Genomic DNA, 19179 nt, shown 5'->3' with positions numbered 1-19179 from the left:
CCGTTCTTGTCTCTCCAATAACATCCTTCGCCAGGCTGAAGCCGTTCCCGACCTGATCAGGCGGAACGGAAAATGACCGGATCAGAGTATGTAAAGAAATTTTAATTGGCAAGAAATTTACAATTTTATTAACGCCTTGGAATTGTTTTGATTTTTCTGTTTGTTGGGCCAAGTGGCAAGAAACTTTACAGCTGCTCAAAACGGTATAAAAAATAATCGCAATAATAACAGCTAAGTACCCTGGTGAGGTAATGGCACGCGGCGTGAACTGTCTTTGTTAATCACGCGCCCCGGGGGAGTGGCCATGTCTGCAGGCTCCACACAACACACATCCCATAACGTCTGCCCCGCAAATCCCGCCGGGCAGTGCTCCACTTCAGCCCCTGCTGATTTCTCAGTCGCTGCACCTTTGTCCACAACACTGCGTAGCCTGTTCACCGTCTTCCGCAACGCCACCTGTTTATCGGCCTGGCCGGGTGGCGGCACTAAATGCTACTGAGGCTCCGGCTTGGCCGGTTTTAAGAACTACTGGCCATAGAGACAGCCCTGAGGAGGGGATATGCAGATACAAGGACGGTTTATCCTGTGCACCTGTGACGAGTTTGATAACTGGCTGGCTGCTGTCAAGGTCAGCCGTGCCGTAACGCTTATCCAGAATCACCATACCTGGTCGCCATCCTACGCCCACTTTAACGGGTCCAACCATTATGCGCTGCTGCACTCCATGGAGGATTTCCATGTCAGAGAGCGGGGGTTTGACATGATTGCCCAGAACCTGACCACCTTTCCGGATGGGATCGTGGCGGTCTGCCGCCCTCTGGATCGTATCCCCGCCGGGATCAAAGGGGCCAATCAAAAGGGGATCTGCATCGAACACCTAGGCAACTTCGATCAAGGCGGAGATACCATGACGGCTGCCCAACGTGACACCATCATCAGGGTCAATGCTGCCCTCTGCCGGTGTTTTGGCCTTGTTCCCTCGACCGGATCACTGGTCTATCACCATTGGTACGATCTGGACAGCGGAACACGGACCAATGGCAGCGGCACTACCAAGAGCTGTCCCGGCACGAACTTCTTTGGCGGTAACTCGGTGGCTGCGGCGGAAGCCGGTTTTGTGCCGCTTGTCCGGCAAGCGTTGATCAGCAAGGCCGGCTGGGCCGCTGCCATCCCCTCAACAACCCAGACGGCAACAGTATCGCCAGTATTGCTCAACGTACGCAACGGTGCAGGCGTGCACTACGCTGTCTTAAAACAGCTGCAGCATGGAACAGCCGTACCCCTGTACGAACAAAGGGATGGTTGGTGCCGCATTGCAGCGGAGCGCCAGGAGTGGGTCTGCGAAAGGTACCTGAAGCGGTAGATTGCCTGAGGAGGTGCTGCCATGCCCGGGATTCCCATGCCTGATGTGCTGATTGGTCTGGTCTTTGTCTATCTGATACTGGTCTGCTTTCTCATCAATGTCGCATTAGAGGCCGTGAAAAGTATAGTTGAATACAGTGTCTGAATTTACATTTGTTTAAGGAAATGTAGATGTTTGCGATTGCAGCCAGGTGTGGATGGCCTAAAATTCATAGAAAGGAGGCATATTATGGGTGTCTTAATGCAGGCGTTTTACTGGGATTGTCCGCGGGAAGAACAGCAGGAACATGCTTGGTGGAAACACCTCAAAGGCAAGGTCAAGGAATTGGGTAAGGCTGGCTTTACGGCACTCTGGCTGCCACCGGCCAGCAAGGGGGGCAATATCGGCGGCATGTCGATGGGGTACGATGTTTACGACTATTACGACCTGGGGGCTTTTGATCAAAAAGGTTCCGTCAAGACCTGGTTCGGTTCCGAAGAAGAGTTGAAGGCGCTGATTAAAGCCGCCCATACCGCCAAGCTCACGGTCTATGCCGATCTGGTGCTGAACCACAACAACGGTGCTGATGCGCAGGAACTGAATCCGATCTTGAACCAGATGCGCTGGACCAAGTTCACCCCCCAGAGCAAGCGTTTTACCCGTGACTGGACCTGTTTCAACCCCTCGCCTTACCCCAACCCCAACCCCGGCACCTTTGGCGATATGCCTGACCTCTGCCACACCAACCCGCGCGTCATGACCGGTATCCTCAACCACGCCAAGTGGCTGATTGAGGAGATCGGCTTTGACGGCTTTCGCTATGATTTCGTCAAAGGGTTCGGCGGATGGATGATCCGGGCCATTCATGATCGCAGCTATGCCCGAGACGGGAAAACGGTCTCACTCTACGGCGTCGGCGAGTGCTGGGATAGTGATGCCACCATAGATGCCTGGCTTGATTCGGTCAACAACTGGACCGACAACCGGGTGGGGGCCTTTGACTTCCCCCTGCGCTATCGCCTGAAGGATCTGTGCGACAAACCCGGCTACAGCCTGCGCAGCCTGGTGGCGGGTGGGGCGCTGTACAACGAGCGTCCGCTTGAGGCGGTCACCTTTGTGGATAATCATGATTTTCGTGGCAGTAACGAGGTGACCAACGACAAGATGCTGGCCTACGCCTTTATCCTGACCCACGAAGGCTACCCCTGCGTCTACTGGAAGGACTACTACACCTACGAGCTGGCCCAGCCGGGAGGGCCCAGCGGTATCGAACGGCTGGTGGCGGTGCATGAAAGCCATGCCGGCGGGCAGACCAACATCCTGTGGCTGGATGACGGCTTTTACGTGATGGAGCGTGGCGGGGCAGGCAAACAGACCGGCTTGCTAATGGCACTTAACAATGCTGCTGGGCCCCGGCAGGAATGGGTGCGCTGCGGCTTTGGCAACAAGACGCTGCGTCCCCTGGCCTGGCGAGCCGCAGAGGCGATCTTTGATCCGCAGCCGGTTACGGTTGATGGCGATGGCTGGTGTTGTGTGAGCGTACCACCTCGGGGGTATGTGATATACGGAGAGTAAGTCAGTCTGAAACACCACTAATTTAGTAGACACTCTTGAACTATAAAACTAGGCATTTAGGAAGGGAAAGATATGAAATGTACAGAAATAGTATTCACCTGTTAGTGCCCTTAAAGGGCTTGCCAAGATTGTAGGAGTGATTTAGTTAATTACTCGATATTTTTAGCACAAAATGAGAATAAAAGCGGGTGCAACCATCATGGTCGCACCCGCTTTGACGTTGGAAAAGACTAATAAGAAAAACTACAGCAGTTTGATCCCAGCCAGTTCCTTGGAGCGCTTGACCGCTGCATCCACGGCATCCATCAGCAGGCCGTGCAGGCGGCCGTTTTCAAGGGTGTGCAGGGCGGCAATGGTGGTGCCGCCGGGTGAGCTGACCCGGTCCCGCAGCACCGCCGGGTGCTCGTTGCTTTGCTGCAGCAGCTGGGCTGAGCCTAGCACGGTCTGGACAGCCAGGCCGGTGGCAACATCGCGGGTCAGGCCGTTTTTGACCCCGGCATCGGACAACGCCTCGATGAAGGAGAAGACATAGGCCGGACCGCTGCCGGAGACGCCGGTGACGGCATCCATCTGGCGCTCGCCCACCTGGTAGACGGTGCCCACCAGGCTAAACAGTTCTTTGGCCAGGGCAAGATCGGCCTCGGTGGCCCGTCTGCCGCCGCAGATGGCGGTGGCGCCGGCCTGTACCAGGGCCGGGGTGTTGGGCATGGCCCGTACCACCCGTACACCGTTCTGGAGCGATTCTTCAATGATGGTGGTGGAGATGCCGGCCATGATGGAGAGCACCAGTTTCTGGGCGGTAATCGCATTTTCAAGGGCCGTGAGCACACTGGCTGCCATCTGGGGCTTGATCGAGAGCACGATCAGCTCGGCCTGCTGGGCGACTTCGCTGTTGTCGTCAGTGGTGCGGACCGACAGGGTTGAGGCAAGGTGAGCGCGGCGGTCCTGCACCGGGTCTGAAACAATGATGCTGCGCGGTGCCATGCCACCGGAGATCAGGCCTTTGATGATCGCCTCTGCCATGTTGCCGCCGCCGATAAAACCTACGGTGCTGTTCAGTAACATTAGGTGTCTCCGGTTCTGCTTTCGATTGGGATTGGCTGTGCCAGTTCAGTTGCCGGCTTCTTGTCGGAGCTGCTGCTCTTGGTGATCAGCATCACCCCGATACAGACCAGGGCAATACCGCCCCAGCGCAGCGCAGAAACCTCTTCGTGCAGGATATATTTTGCCAGTACCGCCACCAGCACGTAGTTGAGGGCCTGCATCGGCAGGGCCACCGAGAGGTCTTCCCAGGAGAGTACCGCCAGCCAGAGGAAGAAGAACAGCGCCAGCATGGCGGTGCCCACCACGATCTTCCACTCGGTCATGGCCCGGAAGGCCACCTCCATGATGCCGCGCAGGTTCATGGTGGAGAGGTCCCCCAGCTGTTTCATCCCTTTGGCCAGCAGGATATCACCGACCGTACCGGCGGTGACGGCCAGGAGCATGATGATAATGGTCTTAAGCATACGGTTTGGATTCTCCGCGATAGTTAGTTAATGCAATCTCCAGCTGCTGCAGCCGTTCCCGTACCTTGGGCGAGAGCAGGGCCGCCAGTTCTTCTGCATGCTTGTAGTCCGGCATCCGGCGGCTGATCTCGGCATCCGGCAGGCAGCCGGGGTGGAAGTAGATCTCTGAGGTGCCGGGTTGCAGCCGTTCAAGGATGGCCAGCAGGTATGCCTCGGTCATGCAGCCGGAGTTGAGTACCCCTTTGACCTCCACCGCAGTCTCGATCTCCTGCCGCTTCAGCGCGGTTTCGGCATAGTGGGCCAGGGAGCCGAAGATGCCCCGCTCGATGGTTTTACCCAACAGGCGGGAACGATCAATCCTCAGGTTTTCAAACAACCGCTCCCGGGTAATCCGGAAGCTGGTGATGCCGTGCAGCGGCATCAGTTCGGTCAGCAGCGTAAAGACCGTGGGGTGCATCTGGATATTGAGGTGGCCGTCAATGTGCGAAAGGGGCAGGCCGGTCTCTTTGATCCTGAGGATCTGGGCCTCGATCTCGCAACGCAGCTGCATGCGGATGGTGGGATCAAAGAACAGCTTCATCCCCACGGCCACTGGGTTATCCGGGAAGCAGCCGTTGGCGGCAACCAGGCCGGGAATCATCTCCGGCGGCAGCACCGGACTGCCCTGTACCAGGGTCAGGTGCAGGCCGATCTGCAGGCCGGGATTACGTTTGGCTATTTCCACCGCCTCGTCAAAGGCGGCCCCGCCCGGCATCAGCGAGGCCTGGGTCAGGATGCCCTGCTGCCAGGCCTGTTCCACAGCCCGGTTGACGCCGGAGGAGAGCCCGAAGTCATCGGCGTTGACAATCAGCTTTCGCAAGCCTGGCCTTGCTTCCGCTTGCGCATGTACTCCAGGTACTGCTTGCCTTCCTTGAGCAGCTTGCGGCGTTCCTCGCCATCCACAATCATCTTGCCGATGCTGCGCAGGATGTACTTGGGGCGGAAGTAGAACTTGTCGTAGAACTCCTCCACCGAGTTGAAGATCTCGGCGTTGGTCAGGTTGGGGTAGTTGATCACGCATTTCTGGTGACCGGTGCTGTCGATGAAGTCATCGGAGGCGATCCAGCCCTGCTCCTTGGCCAGGGTGTAAAACTCGGTGCCGGGGTAGGGGGAGGCCAGCGAGGCCTGAATCGAGTTCAGGTCCAGCTGCTTGGCATACTTGATGGTTTCCTGGATGGTCTCTTTGGTCTCACCGGGCAGCCCCATGATAAAGGCGCCGTGGACGGACAGCCCAAGTTTCTTGCAATCCTTGGTGAACTGGATCGCCTGTTCCTTGGTGACCCCCTTTTTGATGTTCTTCAGGATCTGTTCGTTGCCGCTTTCATACCCGACAACGACATGGCGCAGGCCTGCCTCACGCATGACCTTGAGGGTCTCGTAATCGCAGTTGGCCCGGGCGTTGATGGTCCAGGAGATCCCCAGCGGCTTGAGCAGGTTGGCCACATTGCGGGCATGCTCCCGGCTGGCGGTGAAGGTGTCGTCATCAAAGGAGAGCTCACGCATCTCCGGGATGTTGTCCACAATCCACTTGACCTCTTCATAGACGTTCTGCGGCGAGCGCAGGCGCATCTGACGGCCGGAGAAGGTCTGGGGCCAGAGGCAGTAGATGCACTTGGAGGGGCAGCCCCGGCTGGAGTAGATCGAGACATAGGGGTTCTTGAAGTGGGGGATCACGTATTCTGAAATCGGCAGGTCACGTTTGTAGATCGGCGCCACAAACGGCAGGGCGTCCAGATCCTCAATCAAGGGGCGGTCCGGGGTGTGGATGGTCTTGCCGTCCTTGATAAAGCTGATACCGTCCACCTTGGACCAGTCGCGTCCTTCGCACAGCTCCTTGGTGGAGTAGTCGAACTCACCGCGGCAGACAATGTCGATGATGCCGTTGCCGGCCTTGAGCGACTCTTCCGGCAGGATCGAGACATGGGGGCCGGTCAGGACCGTGACGATATCCGGCTTGACCTCTTTGATCCTGCGGGCGGTCTCAATGTCGATTGCCAGGGTAGGGGTGGAGGTGTACATCACCACCATGTCAAATCCTTTGGCAATGGTTAGGCAGTCTTCCAAGGTAAGCTTTTGTACTGGGGCATCCACCACGCGGCTGCCTTCAATCATGCCGGCAGGAAAGCAGAGCCAGGTGGGATACCAGAATGAGGTGACTTCCCGTGATGCCTGGTAACGGGCACCGGCGCCACCATCAAAATCCTCAAAGGTAGGGGGATTGAGAAAAAGCGGTTTCATTACAACTCCTTGACTATTGGCGAAATGATATACAATAGAGGAGTTGCGGGGTAAAAGTCAAGCATGGTACAGGGGTTGGAGGTGAAAAAGGGCAGCCGGAGGGCTGCCCTTCGGTGTTGGCGGGCGGTGGATTATTTCTTCTTTGGCTCCGGTTTGGCAGCTGCCTTGGGGTCGGCTTTTTTATCCTCTTTCTTGATCTGCTTGGCGATGATCCGGTCCTTGACCTTTTCGTAGACCGATTCCGGCAGCACCTTGCGGGAAACCAGCTGGGCCTTGTTGGCGTAGGGGCGGTTGACTACGATCTTGGCTATGTAGGCGTCACCAAGTCCGGGGATGGCCTTCAGTTCGGCATCGCTGGCGCTGTTGATATCCACCAGCTCCTGCTTGGCAGCCGGGGCCTTGGTGTCAGCCGGTTTGGCCGGTCCGGTCTTTGCCAGGGCCTTTGCGCCACCCGCGGCTTTGGGGGCCGGTTCTGCGGCAAGGCCGATGGTTGCAGAAAGGGTCAGGGCAACAACGGTGGTGATAACCTTGATCCAGAGCGTTCTCATTGCTGATTCCTCCTTGGCATGGGGTTCTTCTGGTGCTGGTTGTAGCAGTGCTGTCCGGTGGCTGTCAATTTGATTTTATCTGAAAAGGGTCAGTTGTTTCGGTCGCTTCAGACAGGTTTTGCGGTGTGGCCCGGACTGTCGGTTTTGTGCTGCGTGGTATCTTGATGGAATGGCTGCGGGCGTTGTTGCAATGCAGCGTTGTTGCAATGCAACGGCTGCTGTTGTGTCAGTCTGGCTGGCCTGTTGCAGGAAGGGGCGGTATGTTGCTGTTGCATCTGCAACGCCATCCGGGCCGGACGTCCGGTCTGCATAGTGGGGAGCTTTGTACGGCTAAAATTATGCAATATCCTGTAATTGTTTTTGTTTTTAAAAATATTTGTTGGGCTGCGGTTTCTTGGCACGTGCCTTGTAATAGTAAAAACAAAAGCAACGCATCCGGACGATTCCCGGTTCACACACTACACACGGTTTAACAAACCAAAGGAGGATGTCATGAAAGCAAAAAACAATTTCTCGGTCCTGTTGGCAGAAACCACCGCAAAAGGCAGCTTGGCAATCTTTGCAGGCGTAGCAGTATTCCTGGGCGGCTTCATTACCTGGTCGGCAGCAGGTGCCATCAGCGGTCTTGCCAGCCTGTTCAACTAACCAACGCTGCAGGTTGCTGCACTGCGTACACCGGAGGATACAGCCATGAAAGCAAAACTGAGTTACTCTGATCTGAATGACCGTAAATATATCGGCAGGACCCTGGTGGTCTTCGGCATGTTCGCCGCCGGTGCTGCCCTGAACATCGCCTGGCCTGCCCTCAGCCATATCGGGAGCCGGTTGATCGGTTAAGAGGGATATCCCGACATCAGGCAGGTCGCGAGACAGGAAAGGCCCGGTTTTTGACCGGGCCTTTCCTGTCTTTTCTTGCGCTTGTCAGGCGGTGTGGAAATATGCTATACAATCAGGCCTTTGTTGCACATTCAAAGCCATGAGGAAGGAACCACAATGAGTCATCAGCGCAAGCCGGAGATCAACTTTAACTACATCTACAACTACAGCTATAACCCGGTCTATACCAATGGTGTGCAGGGCGGCTTCAGCCCCAGGGGTGAACTGGTCATGCATTTCTATCAGGAGCGTCCTGCGCTGCCCAAGGAACTGACCCACGAAATCACCCCGGAAGGCGGTATCGGCGCCCTGGTTGAGTCTGATCCCAAAAACCTGAACGGCTCCATGGTCCGTTTCATTGAAACCGGTGTGACCATGAACTTCCAGACCGCTGCCATGATTCACGCCTGGCTGGGGGAGCAACTGGGCCAGATGCAGGCCATTATGAAGGCTCAGCAGGAATTTATGGAAGGCGGCGCTGCAGAGGCTGCTCAGGAAGGTTAGGACAGCCAACCGTGCAGCAGGTCACCGGCGTGCCGGCATGAGTCGCCATCCAGCTGACAGAATGCAGTAACGAAATGGGTTGCCCTTTGGGGCAGCCCATTTTTTGTTTTCCGGGGCGTGGCCTGCCGGAATGGCAGTACATGGCATGTTGGCCGGTTGTGCATCCAATGCCTGATGGCGCAGGGCGGTGTCGCCTCTGGCTGCCGGTGTTCATTTGAAATTGCTTTGTTTTTTAAATTTTAGGGGCTTGGTTCGCTCTGTGCAAAGAGGAATCCCGTGTTTGAATTTGTGCAGGTGAAAGGAGCGTATATGTCTCGACGTCTAGTGGTGCCGTTGCTGGCCGCGTTGTTGGTCGTTGCCGCCCTGGGGGCCGTTGCAGCGGTCAAGATCAGCGCACCCCCCGCTGTTACGGTTGTGCCGGAGATCTATAGGAACGGTGATGAGGGGTATTTCCGGATTGTAACGAAGTTGCCAAAGAGCAGCACAAAGCAGCCCCTGCTACTTACCCCCAGGGTTGAGGATGGTGATATCTTTCTGGTGACCGTCAACCTGCTGACCCCTGCAAAGGGGCGGCATACCCATACGGATGCTGACGAAGCAGGACAGGTCCGGCTTGAGCAGACCGAAGAAATGATTACGGTTACCGGCCGGTACCTGAAGCCCGGCCCGGCTCAGCTTGCCATTCAGAGCCGTACCGCAAAGGGTGATCTGCTGCGCCTGGCCTTTACCCTGCCGGATGCCGATGCCACCGGCGATGCCACCATCAGGAGCGAGTGGGCCAAGCAGTACCAATGGTCGCTCTGGAGGTCAGACCCCGAGGGCGATGATGCCTACAGCCAGTACTGGAATCTGGCGATCGCCCCCCGCTATGGCCTTGAAGCTCAGCTGCCCGGTAGCAGAAACCGTTCCCGCCGCGAAAGCCCCGACCTCTACAGCGTCTTTACCGGTGCTGCGGCGATTCAGGAGACGCTGCAGCTGGAGCTGTTGAACGGGGCCAATGCCCGCGTTGCCGCTAGCAGGGAACAACCTGTCAGCCTTGTAGGCCTGCAGGGGCCGCAGATCAAATCGCACCCCTTCAAGGAGATGCTGAAGGGGAGGAGTCCTGCGCTGCCGCTGTTGGCATCCTCTATACCTGATGACCAGTATGCCGTGTTCTTTAATGATATCAACAAACAGATCGAACTGGCCGACTTGATGGACGAATGGGGCGGCAACCTGTTGCGCCAGGTGGAAAGCAGTGCCCAGGATTTCAAGGTGCGGGAGAAGGTCAGCAGGCAGCTCTGTCTTGAGAACAGCCTGTTGACACGGATGTTTGGTGACCGGGTGGTGGCGGATATGGCCATTACCGGCAGCGATCCCTTTCTGAAGGAGGGGACGGCGGTTACCGTGCTGTTCAGCCTCAAGGATGCCGGCCGGTTTCGCAAGCAGCTGGAAAAACAGTATGCCGAGGCTGCCCGTAGTCGCGGTGCTGTCCAGTCGGTCTCGGAACTGCACGGCAGGAACGTTATTGCTGCGGTCTCCGCCGATCGCCGGGTATCGTCCTACGCCGTGATCATCAAGAACCTTGCCGTGGTATCCACCAGTCAGGCCGCCCTGGAGCGGGTGCTGGCGGTGGAGGCACGGCAGGCGCCGGCCCTGGCCCAGGCCGATGACTTCCGCTACATGCGCACCATCTTTCCCCAGGATGCCAAGGAAGAGGATATCTTCATCTACCTTTCCGATGCCCATATCCGCAACCTGGTGGGGCCGCACTGGAAGATTGCCGAGGCCCGCCGGATGCAGTGCAGCGCCAACATGGGGCTGATTGCCAATGCCCGGCTCTGGTTCAAGGCAGAGAGGCGGCGGGAACCCGGCATGGCTGAACTGGTGGCAGGCGGGTATCTGGGCAAGAACCCGCCGGTCTGCCCTGAACATGGCGCCTACGCAATCGATGCCCGGGGTGAGGTCTACTGCCCGGTGCACAACCGTCCCGGAAGACTGACGCCGCTGAACGAGCTGAAACTTGCCGCAGTAACGCCTGAAGAGGCGGCACAGTACAAGGGCTTTGTCGAGAACTACAACCGCTACTGGACCCAGTTCTTTGATCCGATCGGCATCCGGGTCAAGCTGGGCCGGAACATCCGTATCCAGACCTGCATCCTGCCGTTGATTGAAAACTCCTGGTATGACGGTCTGGCCGCCTTCTCGGGCCGGAACCCCGGCGTTGTTACCGACAGCGCCCTGCTGCCGCGGACGGTCTTCTCCCTGCGGGGACACATGGCCCAGGATTGGCTGGAAAAGAATCTGCTGGGCAACAAACGGATCTACCGGAACAACCTGCAGCTGGACTGGCTGGGAAATGAGGTCGCCATCAACCTGTGTGACGGCCAGATCCTGTTCAGTGCCGATGGCCGCGCTGCAGGGCTGCTGGGACGGGAAGTGGGACGATCATCTTCGATTGAGCCGCTGGTGATCGGCTATCTGGCCTCGGCCATCAACCTGCCGACCTACCTGACCGTCAAGGTCACTGACCCTAAAAAGGCGGAACAGTCCATCCCGGCGCTGTTTCAGGCCGTCGGCCCCGGAAACTCCAGCCGGGATGAGCTTTCTCTGGAGACCTACAGCCTGGAAAACCATCGTGGCAAGCCGGTCTACGTGGCCAACTTCACCCTGTTTGTGGTCAAGCTGCGGCTCTATGCCGCAGTGGTGAATGACCGGCTGGTGATCGCCTCCCGGCGTGATATCGTGACCGACCTGCTGGATGCCTCGGCCAAGGGAACAACCCAAAAGGTGGAAAAACATGCGGGGAACATGGAGCTGTCGGTCTACCGTTCCGCCTTCAAGCAGCTGGAAGAGGCCTCCAGTATCGGTTATCAGGAGGATCTCCGCCATGCCTGCCAGAAGAATCTTCCCCTGGCCGCGATCCTGATGCGCAATCTGGGCCTGCCGCCGGACAGCTTCGCCTCCACCGCCGAGGCGTTGCGCGGCTATCAGCCCTACTGCCCGTCAGGTGGAACATACCGTCTGGATGAGGCCAGCGGCGCGGTTGTCTGTTCCGTCCACGGTAACCGCTACCATCCCAAACAGCCGGCCTTCAGTGATCAGAGTTCAGCCACCATGCGGCTGATCAATTCGCTGGAGCGGGTTAATGCCCGGCTGACGTTTACGCCGGAGGGGTTGATGACCACGGTGGATATTCAGCGCAAGTCCAATTCCATTTCAAGGCGCTAGCTTTGTTGGCTTGGCCTCGGCTTCTCGACGTACTGCAGGTACGCCTGCGTCGCCGAGCCCTTCGCCGCCGTGCTATCATCCTTGAACTGTAATTGGAATCGTGAGCGCGTGCCAACAAAACATCCCCCGGTTTCGGTTGAGTGAAGCCGGGGGATAGTTTGTTTGAAGGAGAGTACGTCGTTGATTAGCCGTTCAGCAACTTGACCGTTGCCCGGCCGTCGGCATAGTAGTCGATGATATTCAGGCAGCCGTAGTTCTGCTCAATGTTGAACATGTTGATCAGCGGTGCCCCGATGGCATTCAAGAGGATGATCCGGTTCAGACCGCCGTGTCCCACCAACAGCAGTTCCTGCCCACGATGGCGTTCCAGCATTTCACGTACCACCGGCATGGCCCTGGCCTCCACATCCAGCAGGTTTTCCCCCTCCGGCACCCGGTAGTTGACCAGGTCGTTCAGGCGGGCCTGCCATTCATTGGGCCAGCGGCTCTGGATCTCCTGCCAGGTCAGGCTTTCCCAGATACCGATATTCAGTTCGCGCAGCTCTGAACGGTGGACCGGCTCTATCCCGAACTGTTCACAGATGATGTTTGCGCCGATCTTGCAGCGGGTCAGGTCGCTGGAGTAGCAGGCCGAGATATGGCTGTCAGCCAGTCGATCCTTCAGCAGATGGTACTGTTCAACCCCCAGGTCGGTCAGGGCAACATCGGCGTGTCCGTTGTAGCGGCGCTGTTCAAAGCCTTGCACCTGACCATGGCGGATCAGGTAGAGGCGGGTCATGCTGGTCATAGGTACCTCGTCAGTAGTGTAGTGGTTGCGGTAACGGCAAGCAGGGCCAGCAGCTCGGCAATTTCACTGCTGAAGCCGACAATGTCACCGCTGATGCCGCCCAGACGCCGGGTGAAGTAGCGTCTGACGGCAAGGCCCCAGACCGCGGTCAGGCCGAGGGCAACAACCCCGCCTGAGTGGCCGAGCAGCCAGCAGAGCGGGATGGTGCAGGCCGCTGCCAGTGAGAACTGGGTGCCGGTGATGCCGGAGAGGAAACAGAGCCCCAGGCCATCGCTCCGGGCGGCCCGGGCGCCGGTCATGACCAGCACCTGGGTGAAGCGGCCCAGAAGCGGGAACAGCAGCAGGGTGGCCCGTTTCAGGTAGATCGGCACCGCCAGCAGGGCCGCATACTTGAGCAGCAGCAGCAGGATCAGGCCAACCGCGCCGATCGCTCCCGTGCGGGAGTCCTTCATGATCGCCAGAAAACGCTCTTTACTGCCCCGGGCTGCCAGGCCGTCGCAGACGTCGGCCAGACCGTCCAGATGCAGGGCACCGGTCATACCGGCCAGCAGGGCCACCAGCAGAGCATCGGTCAGGTGCCGGGGGAAGAGCGGGGTCAGCGCCAGATCAGCCAGCAGCAGCAGTCCGCCGATGCAGAGCCCCACCAGTGGAAACCAGGCGGTTGAGCGGCCCAGGTCGTCGGCCTCACAGCTTTTGGGCGAGGGGACCGGCAGAATGGTCAGAAACTGCAGTGCGATCAGGAAGCGGCGCATCGCCGGTCCTACTCCTGTTTCCCGGTGACACCGGCCTGTTCAAAGGTGGCCATCTCCAGCAGGATCTTGACCCCGGCCTCGATCAGGTGCATGGCCAGGGCTGCGCCGGTCCCTTCACCGAGCCGCAGGTCAAGGGCCAGCATGGGGCGGGCGCCGATCCGCTCCAGCATGAAGCGGTGTCCCACCTCAACCGACTCGTGGGCGGCAAACAGGTATTCCCGCACCCGGGGGTGCAGTTCCGAGGCGATTAACGCCCCGGCGGTGGAGATAAAGCCGTCCACCACCACCGGAATCCGGTTGGCGGCGCAGCCCAGCACCAGTCCGGCAATGGCGGCGATCTCCAGTCCGCCCACCTTGATCAGCACATCCAGCGGATCTGCGGCATCCGGGCGGTTCAGCTCAAGCCCTTTCTTGATGGCAGCGATCTTGACCTGCAAGGCCTGGTCGTTGATACCGGTGCCGCGATGGGTGACCTGTTCCGGCGAGAAGCCGCCAATGGCGGCGATAATGGCCGATGAGGGGGTGGTGTTGCCGATCCCCATCTCGCCGGTTCCCACCAGGCCGACCCCGTCCCGGCTGCACTGCTCAGCCAGCTCAATCCCGACAGCCAGGGCAGCCAGGGCCTCGTCGCGGGTCATGGCCGGGCCTTTGGCCAGGTTGCGGGTGCCGCGGGCCACCTTTTTATGCAGCAGGCCGGGGCAGTCTTCAAAATCAAAATCAACCCCCACATCCACCACCCGCACCTCGGCCCCGGCATGGCGGGCCAGCACGTTCACCCCGGCCCCGCCGCGCAGAAAGTTGAACACCATCTGGGGGGTCACCTCCTTGGGAAAGGCCGATACCCCTTCCTCAACCACGCCGTGGTCACCGGCAAAGGTGAAGATCACCTTTTTGGCGAGGTCAGGGGCTGTTTTACCGCTGATGGCCACCACCCGGCGGGCAAATTCCTCCAGTCGGCCCAGTGAGCCCGGCGGTTTTGTCTTGTTATCCAGCCGGAGCTGGGCCTGTTGCAGCAGGTCGGCGTCAAGGGGGGTGATCCGGGCAAGCGTGGTTTCTAGCAGGTTCATGGAAGAGTCCTTCAGGTTATTTGAGTTTCAGCGGGATGCCGCTGATCGTGACGTAGACGGCATCACAGCTGGCGGCCAGCAGCTGGTTGGCCTGCCCGGCAATGTCGCGGTAGATCCTCGCCAGCCGGTTTTCCGGCACAATGCCCTGGCCGACTTCATTGGTCACCAGCACCACCGGGGTGGACATCCCCCGCAGGGTGCCGGCCAGCCGGTGGACATGGCTCAAGACCTGTTCTTCGCAGCCGGGATCGTTTTCGTCGCAGGACAACAGCAGGTTTGAGAGCCAGAGCGTGACACAATCCAGCAGGATGGCGCTGTAGATGCCGTCGATCCGGGCCAGGGTCTGGGGGATCATCAGCGGTTCTTCAAGGGTCTCCCAGGCGGTGCCGCGCCGCAGGCGGTGGCGATGGATCCGCTCATCCATCTCGCCGTCCAGGGACTGGGCCGTGGCCAGATAGCAGAGTGACGGACCGAAACTGCGGGTCAGCTCTTCGGCAAAGCGGCTCTTGCCGCTGCGTGCACCGCCGGTGATCAGGGTGTTGTTGGCCATCTGGGCCTCCTGCCGTCAAAATAAAAACCCCTGTTCCCAAAAAAGGAACAGGGGCACGGAAACCATGTTGAACAGACCACGGCTTCGGTCCCTCTTTCCCCGGAGGTTCCTTGAAGCGCGTGTCAGAAAGGTGTTCTGGCTCCCATCAGATCCGGTCTGATGGTTACAGTTGCGGGACAGCGCGGGAGTTGCACCCTCTTCCCCTTGTCTGGCACAGAGTCTGCTTTTGTAACAGCGGGCCGGATAAATGTCAATTGGCTTCCGGCGCCACAGGATGTCAGCCTAGTTGACGCTGTACCAGAACTTGGCGCTGCGTATCTTACCGTCAGCCAGTTTGAACTTGGCCATGACCCCGTATTTTCCCTTCTGGGCCATCACGAAATCGCCGCCAAAGTGGCCGTGCATCCCCATCAGATCCTTGACCTGCTCTGATTTGTCAGGGCTCAGCAGCTTGACCTTGACCTCGCCGCCGGTCAGTGCCTTGCCGCTTTTGGGATCCTTGAAGGCCACCGAGATATGATGGGTGTCCTTGACCCCGGCCGGCATCTTCATTCCCATCGCTGCCATCGCCTCCTTCATGGTCTGTACGGAAAAGGTGGTCTTGACGCCATCGATGACCGCCTCATAGGCGACGCCATCCATCTTGGCCATGCCTGCCATGTCGTGTCCGGCATGACCGCCATGTTCGGCTGCAAAGGCTGCCGGAGCGGCCAGGGCCAGGACTGCTGCAAGTGTGAGTACCAGTTTCTTCATGGTGTTTCTCCTTTTGTTGGAAATAACCCCCCTCGATTCCCCCCTTGTCAGGGGGGATGTGCAGGTCTGCTCCTCCCCTGTCACGGGGAGGCCGGGAGGGGTTTGTGTAATCAGTGCTTCATCCCGGAGTACTGCAACGTCCCTTTTTTCATTTCCCGCTTTTTCATCAATACAAAGATCACCGGGGTCATGATCAGCACATGCACGGCCGAGGAGATCATGCCGCCGATCATCGGTGCGGCAATCGGCTTCATCACATCGGCGCCGGTGCCGCTGGACCACATGATCGGTACCAGGCCGATCAGGGCCACCGCCACGGTCATCAGCTTGGGCCGCAGCCGCAGTACGGCCCCTTCATAGGTGGCGTCATAGATATCCTGTTCCGTGACCGGTCCCTTGGCCAGGCGCCGGTCCAGCGCCTCATGCAGGTAGATCACCATCACCACCCCGGTCTCCACGGCAATGCCGTAGAGGGCGATGAAACCGACCCAGACCGCCACCGACATGTTGTACCCCAGGGCTGCCACCAGGTAGACCCCGCCCACCAGGGCGAACGGCACCGAGAGCATCACCATGCTGGCCTCCAGGGCCGAGTGGAAGGTGAAGTAGAGCAGGATAAAGATGATCACCATCCCCAGCGGTACCAGCAGTTGCAGACGTGCCTTGGCCCGCACCTGGTTCTCCCACTGGCCTGACCAGGCCACGTAGTAGCCGGGGGGCAGTTTGAGCTGTTTATCCAGCACCTGTTTGGCCTCGTTGACAAAACCGCCCATGTCGCGTCCCCGCACGTTCAGGAAGACAATCGAACGCAGCAGGCCGCCTTCACTGTTGATCTCCGGCGCGCCGGTGGAGACCTTCAGCCTGGTCACCAGCGAGAGCGGCACCTGGCTGCCTCCCATGCCACCAACCAGGATGCGGCGGATGGCCGGGATATTGTCGCGGTAATCCCGCAGGTAGCGCAGCCGGACCGGGAAGCGGTTACGCCCTTCCACGGTGGTGGTCAGCATCTCACCCCCCAGGGCGGTGCTGATCACGTTCTGGATCTCATCCACGCTGACCCCGTAACGGGCCGCTGCCTCGCGGTCAATCTCGATATCCAGGTAGTTGCCGCCGGTGACCCGCTCAGCCACCACATCGGCTGCACCCTTGATCGGCTTCAGGATACCCTCGGCCTGGATAGCCAGATCACGCAGCACGTTCAGGTCGGAGCCGAAGATCTTGACCCCCAGGTCGGTCCGCACACCGGTAGAGAGCATGTTGATCCGGTTGATGATCGGCTGGGTCCAGCCGTTGCGGACCCCCACCTGCTGCAGCTTGCTGTCCAGCTCGGCCACGATATCGGCCTTTTTGATGCCGGGACGCCATTGTCCCTTGGGCTTCAGGATGATGATCGACTCGAACATCGAGACCGGTGCCGGGTCGGTGGAGGTCTCGGCCCGTCCCACCTTGCCGAGCACCGACTCCACTTCAGGCACGCTCTTGATGATGCTGTCCTGCACCTGGATGATCCGCTTGGCCTCGGTGATCGAGACGTTGGGCAGGGTCACCGGCATGTAGAGCAGCGAGCCCTCGTCCAGAGGCGGCATGAATTCGCTGCCCAGCCGCATGAAGAGCGGCACCGCCACTAAGAGCGCAACGACATTAAGGGCAATGGTGGTCTTCTTCCACTTCAGCACCCAGCGGATCACCGGCGAGTAGAGCCGGATAAAGAAGGTGGAAACCGGGTTGGACTCCTCCCGCGGCATCTTGCCCCGCATGAAGTAGTACATCAGCACCGGCACCAGGGTGATGGCGATCAAGGCCGAGCCGACCATCGAGAAGGTCTTGGTAAAGGCCAGCGGGTGGAACAGCTTGCCCTCCTGACCCTCCAGCAGGAAGACCGGCACAAAGGAGAGCACGATGATCGCCAGGGAGAAGAAGATCGCCCGGCCCACCTGTTTGGCGCTGGCAATAACCACCTCCAGGCGCTGCGCCTTGCGCTCCTCTTCGGACAGCTCGGACAGGCGGCGGTAGCAGTTCTCCACCATGATCACCCCGGCATCCACCAGCACGCCGATGGCAATGGCGATCCCGCCCAGGGACATGATGTTGGAGGTGACCCCCATCAGCTTCATGGTGATGAAGGAGATCAGCACCGCAATCGGCAGGGTCAGCACGATCACCAATGAGCTCTGGAAATGCAGCAGGAAGGCCAGGATCACCAGCGACACCACGATCGATTCCTCGGTCAGGGCATGCTTGAGGGTGGTGATGGCCCGTTCGATCAGGTCGGAGCGGTCATAGGCCACCTGGATGGTCACGCCGGGAGGCAGGCCCTTCTTGAGGGCCTCGATCTTCTCCTTGACATGGTCGATCACATCCTTGGCGTTCTCGCCGTAGCGCATCACCACAATGCCGCCCACCGCTTCGCCCTGGCCGTTCAGGTCCAGCATACCGCGCCGGATGGCGCCGCCCAGCTGCACCGTACCCAGGTTCTTGACATAGATCGGGGTGCCGCGCATATCCGCGCCGACCACGACATTCTCCAGATCGGCCAGCGATTTGACATACCCCTGGCCACGGATCAGGTACTCGGCATCGGCCTGCTCGATCAGCCGTCCCCCCACATCCTTGTTGGAGCCTTTAAGCGCCTCCATCACCTTGGCGCTGGAGATGCTGTAGGCCTGCAGTTTGGTCGGGTCCAGGTCGATCTGGTATTCCCGCACCAGGCCGCCGATGGAGGCCACCTCAGCCACCCCCGGCACGGTGTTGAGCTGGTAACGCACAAACCAGTCCTGCAGGGTGCGCAACTGTTCCAGATCGTAGCCCTTGCCCTCGATGGTGTACCAGAAGACATGCCCCACGCCGGTGCCGTCCGGCCCCAGGGTCGGCACCACACCGGCAGGCAGCAGCGAAGCCGCGTAGTTCAGCCGTTCCAGCACCCTGGTGCGGGCCCAGTAGATGTCGGTCTTGTCCTCAAAGATCACATAGATCATGGAGAAGCCGAAGGCGGATGAGGCCCGTACCGCCCGTACCTGGGGCAGCCCCTGCAGGTTGGTGGCCAGCGGATAGGTGACCTGGTCCTCCACCACCTGGGGTGAACGGCCGGGATAATCGGTGAAGACGATCACCTGGTTGTCCGAAAGGTCCGGGATGGCATCCACCGGGGTCTTGTAGACCGCCCAGATCCCCCAGGCGGTGATCAGGCCGAACAGCATCAACACGACGATCCGGTTGCGGGCACTGTATTCAATAATTTTCTCAATCATGGTCGTTCAATCCTTTGTGGAGAGCCGGCCCCTGGCCGCTCATCGTTCACTCAGATTCCCCTCGGCTGTGACGCCAAGGCTTGTTCCGCGGCGGCCGTAAACTCACCCTGCGGGTTCAAACAGTCCGGCCGCCTTTACGGCACTTCGCCGGGCGTCACAACGCCTCAGGGAAATTCGTTCAC

The 19179-nt window shown here is 59.2% G+C and carries 19 protein-coding genes and 1 riboswitch; of the genes, 8 read left to right on the top strand and 11 right to left on the bottom strand.

Annotated elements, in window-relative coordinates; all coding sequences use genetic code 11:
• Positions 1 to 559: 559 nt before the first annotated feature.
• The 3 genes from FY034_RS14405 (at position 560) to FY034_RS14395 (ending at position 2917) form a co-directional block, all read left to right on the top strand.
• The gene (locus FY034_RS14405) at positions 560 to 1363 is read left to right on the top strand and encodes an N-acetylmuramoyl-L-alanine amidase (protein WP_265551750.1); all 804 of its coding nucleotides are present in this window, start codon (positions 560 to 562) and stop codon (positions 1361 to 1363) included.
• Positions 1364 to 1384: 21 nt separating this feature from the next.
• Complete coding sequence (locus tag FY034_RS14400) at positions 1385 to 1507, top strand: hypothetical protein (RefSeq protein ID WP_265551748.1); 123 nt, start codon at positions 1385 to 1387, stop codon at positions 1505 to 1507.
• Between the two features lie 84 nt (positions 1508 to 1591).
• Entirely contained in the window at positions 1592 to 2917 is a 1326-nt protein-coding gene (locus FY034_RS14395) for an alpha-amylase domain-containing protein (RefSeq protein WP_265551747.1), read from the top strand.
• Between the two features lie 243 nt (positions 2918 to 3160).
• Here FY034_RS14395 and proC read toward each other — a convergent pair whose 3' ends face one another.
• From proC to FY034_RS14370, 5 genes are all read right to left on the bottom strand, one after another.
• Positions 3161 to 3982 carry a pyrroline-5-carboxylate reductase gene (gene proC / locus FY034_RS14390; protein WP_265551745.1) on the bottom strand — a complete coding sequence of 274 codons (822 nt, stop codon included), beginning with the start codon at positions 3980 to 3982 and terminating at the stop codon, positions 3161 to 3163.
• On the bottom strand, positions 3982 to 4425 hold the full coding sequence (locus tag FY034_RS14385; protein WP_265551743.1) for an EamA family transporter: 444 nt from the start codon (positions 4423 to 4425) through the stop codon (positions 3982 to 3984). The genes proC and FY034_RS14385 overlap by 1 nt, the downstream gene beginning before the upstream one ends.
• A complete protein-coding gene (hpnK, locus tag FY034_RS14380) occupies positions 4418 to 5284 on the bottom strand; it encodes a hopanoid biosynthesis-associated protein HpnK (protein WP_265551741.1) in 867 nt (288 codons plus the stop codon). Before hpnK ends, FY034_RS14385 begins: the two co-directional genes overlap by 8 nt.
• A complete protein-coding gene (gene hpnJ / locus FY034_RS14375) occupies positions 5272 to 6702 on the bottom strand; it encodes a hopanoid biosynthesis associated radical SAM protein HpnJ (RefSeq protein WP_265551739.1) in 1431 nt (476 codons plus the stop codon). Before hpnJ ends, hpnK begins: the two co-directional genes overlap by 13 nt.
• Before the next feature lie 131 nt (positions 6703 to 6833).
• Positions 6834 to 7250 carry a ComEA family DNA-binding protein gene (locus FY034_RS14370; protein ID WP_265551737.1) on the bottom strand — a complete coding sequence of 139 codons (417 nt, stop codon included), beginning with the start codon at positions 7248 to 7250 and terminating at the stop codon, positions 6834 to 6836.
• 125 nt (positions 7251 to 7375) lie between these two features.
• Here FY034_RS14370 and FY034_RS14365 point away from each other — a divergent pair, with 125 nt between their 5' ends.
• The 5 genes from FY034_RS14365 to FY034_RS14345 all read left to right on the top strand — a co-directional run bounded on the left by FY034_RS14365 (position 7376) and on the right by FY034_RS14345 (position 11840).
• Complete coding sequence (locus FY034_RS14365; protein ID WP_265551735.1) at positions 7376 to 7723, top strand: hypothetical protein; 348 nt, start codon at positions 7376 to 7378, stop codon at positions 7721 to 7723.
• A 19-nt stretch (positions 7724 to 7742) separates the two neighbouring features.
• Complete coding sequence (locus FY034_RS14360; protein WP_012471119.1) at positions 7743 to 7895, top strand: hypothetical protein; 153 nt, start codon at positions 7743 to 7745, stop codon at positions 7893 to 7895.
• Positions 7896 to 7940: 45 nt separating this feature from the next.
• Positions 7941 to 8087: a hypothetical protein gene (locus FY034_RS14355; protein WP_012471118.1), complete on the top strand. Its 147-nt coding sequence runs from the start codon at positions 7941 to 7943 to the stop codon at positions 8085 to 8087.
• Positions 8088 to 8243: 156 nt separating this feature from the next.
• The gene (locus tag FY034_RS14350) at positions 8244 to 8630 is read left to right on the top strand and encodes a hypothetical protein (RefSeq protein ID WP_012471117.1); all 387 of its coding nucleotides are present in this window, start codon (positions 8244 to 8246) and stop codon (positions 8628 to 8630) included.
• A gap of 309 nt (positions 8631 to 8939) precedes the next feature.
• Positions 8940 to 11840 carry a hypothetical protein gene (locus tag FY034_RS14345; RefSeq protein ID WP_012471116.1) on the top strand — a complete coding sequence of 967 codons (2901 nt, stop codon included), beginning with the start codon at positions 8940 to 8942 and terminating at the stop codon, positions 11838 to 11840.
• 184 nt (positions 11841 to 12024) lie between these two features.
• Here FY034_RS14345 and cobC read toward each other — a convergent pair whose 3' ends face one another.
• From cobC to FY034_RS14315, 6 genes are all read right to left on the bottom strand, one after another.
• The gene (cobC, locus tag FY034_RS14340; RefSeq protein ID WP_012471115.1) at positions 12025 to 12627 is read right to left on the bottom strand and encodes an alpha-ribazole phosphatase; all 603 of its coding nucleotides are present in this window, start codon (positions 12625 to 12627) and stop codon (positions 12025 to 12027) included.
• Positions 12624 to 13379, bottom strand: coding sequence for an adenosylcobinamide-GDP ribazoletransferase (gene cobS / locus FY034_RS14335; protein ID WP_265551727.1), 756 nt, complete (start codon positions 13377 to 13379; stop codon positions 12624 to 12626). The genes cobC and cobS overlap by 4 nt, the downstream gene beginning before the upstream one ends.
• Positions 13380 to 13387: 8 nt before the next feature.
• Complete coding sequence (gene cobT, locus FY034_RS14330; RefSeq protein WP_265551724.1) at positions 13388 to 14446, bottom strand: nicotinate-nucleotide--dimethylbenzimidazole phosphoribosyltransferase; 1059 nt, start codon at positions 14444 to 14446, stop codon at positions 13388 to 13390.
• A gap of 16 nt (positions 14447 to 14462) precedes the next feature.
• Positions 14463 to 14996: a bifunctional adenosylcobinamide kinase/adenosylcobinamide-phosphate guanylyltransferase gene (cobU, locus tag FY034_RS14325; protein ID WP_265551722.1), complete on the bottom strand. Its 534-nt coding sequence runs from the start codon at positions 14994 to 14996 to the stop codon at positions 14463 to 14465.
• Between the two features lie 107 nt (positions 14997 to 15103).
• Positions 15104 to 15235: riboswitch (cobalamin riboswitch) on the bottom strand.
• A 43-nt stretch (positions 15236 to 15278) separates the two neighbouring features.
• Positions 15279 to 15749 (bottom strand): hypothetical protein, encoded by a 471-nt coding sequence (locus FY034_RS14320; RefSeq protein WP_265551719.1) that lies wholly within the window; start codon positions 15747 to 15749, stop codon positions 15279 to 15281.
• Positions 15750 to 15859: 110 nt separating this feature from the next.
• On the bottom strand, positions 15860 to 18997 hold the full coding sequence (locus FY034_RS14315; protein ID WP_265551717.1) for an efflux RND transporter permease subunit: 3138 nt from the start codon (positions 18995 to 18997) through the stop codon (positions 15860 to 15862).
• Positions 18998 to 19179 lie beyond the last annotated feature (182 nt).

Origin of the sequence: Trichlorobacter lovleyi (genome assembly GCF_015239775.1) — a bacterium.
Lineage (GTDB): Bacteria > Desulfobacterota > Desulfuromonadia > Geobacterales > Pseudopelobacteraceae > Trichlorobacter > Trichlorobacter lovleyi_B.
Note: the sequence above shows the minus strand (reverse complement) of the source record. Positions and strands in the feature narration are given on the sequence as shown.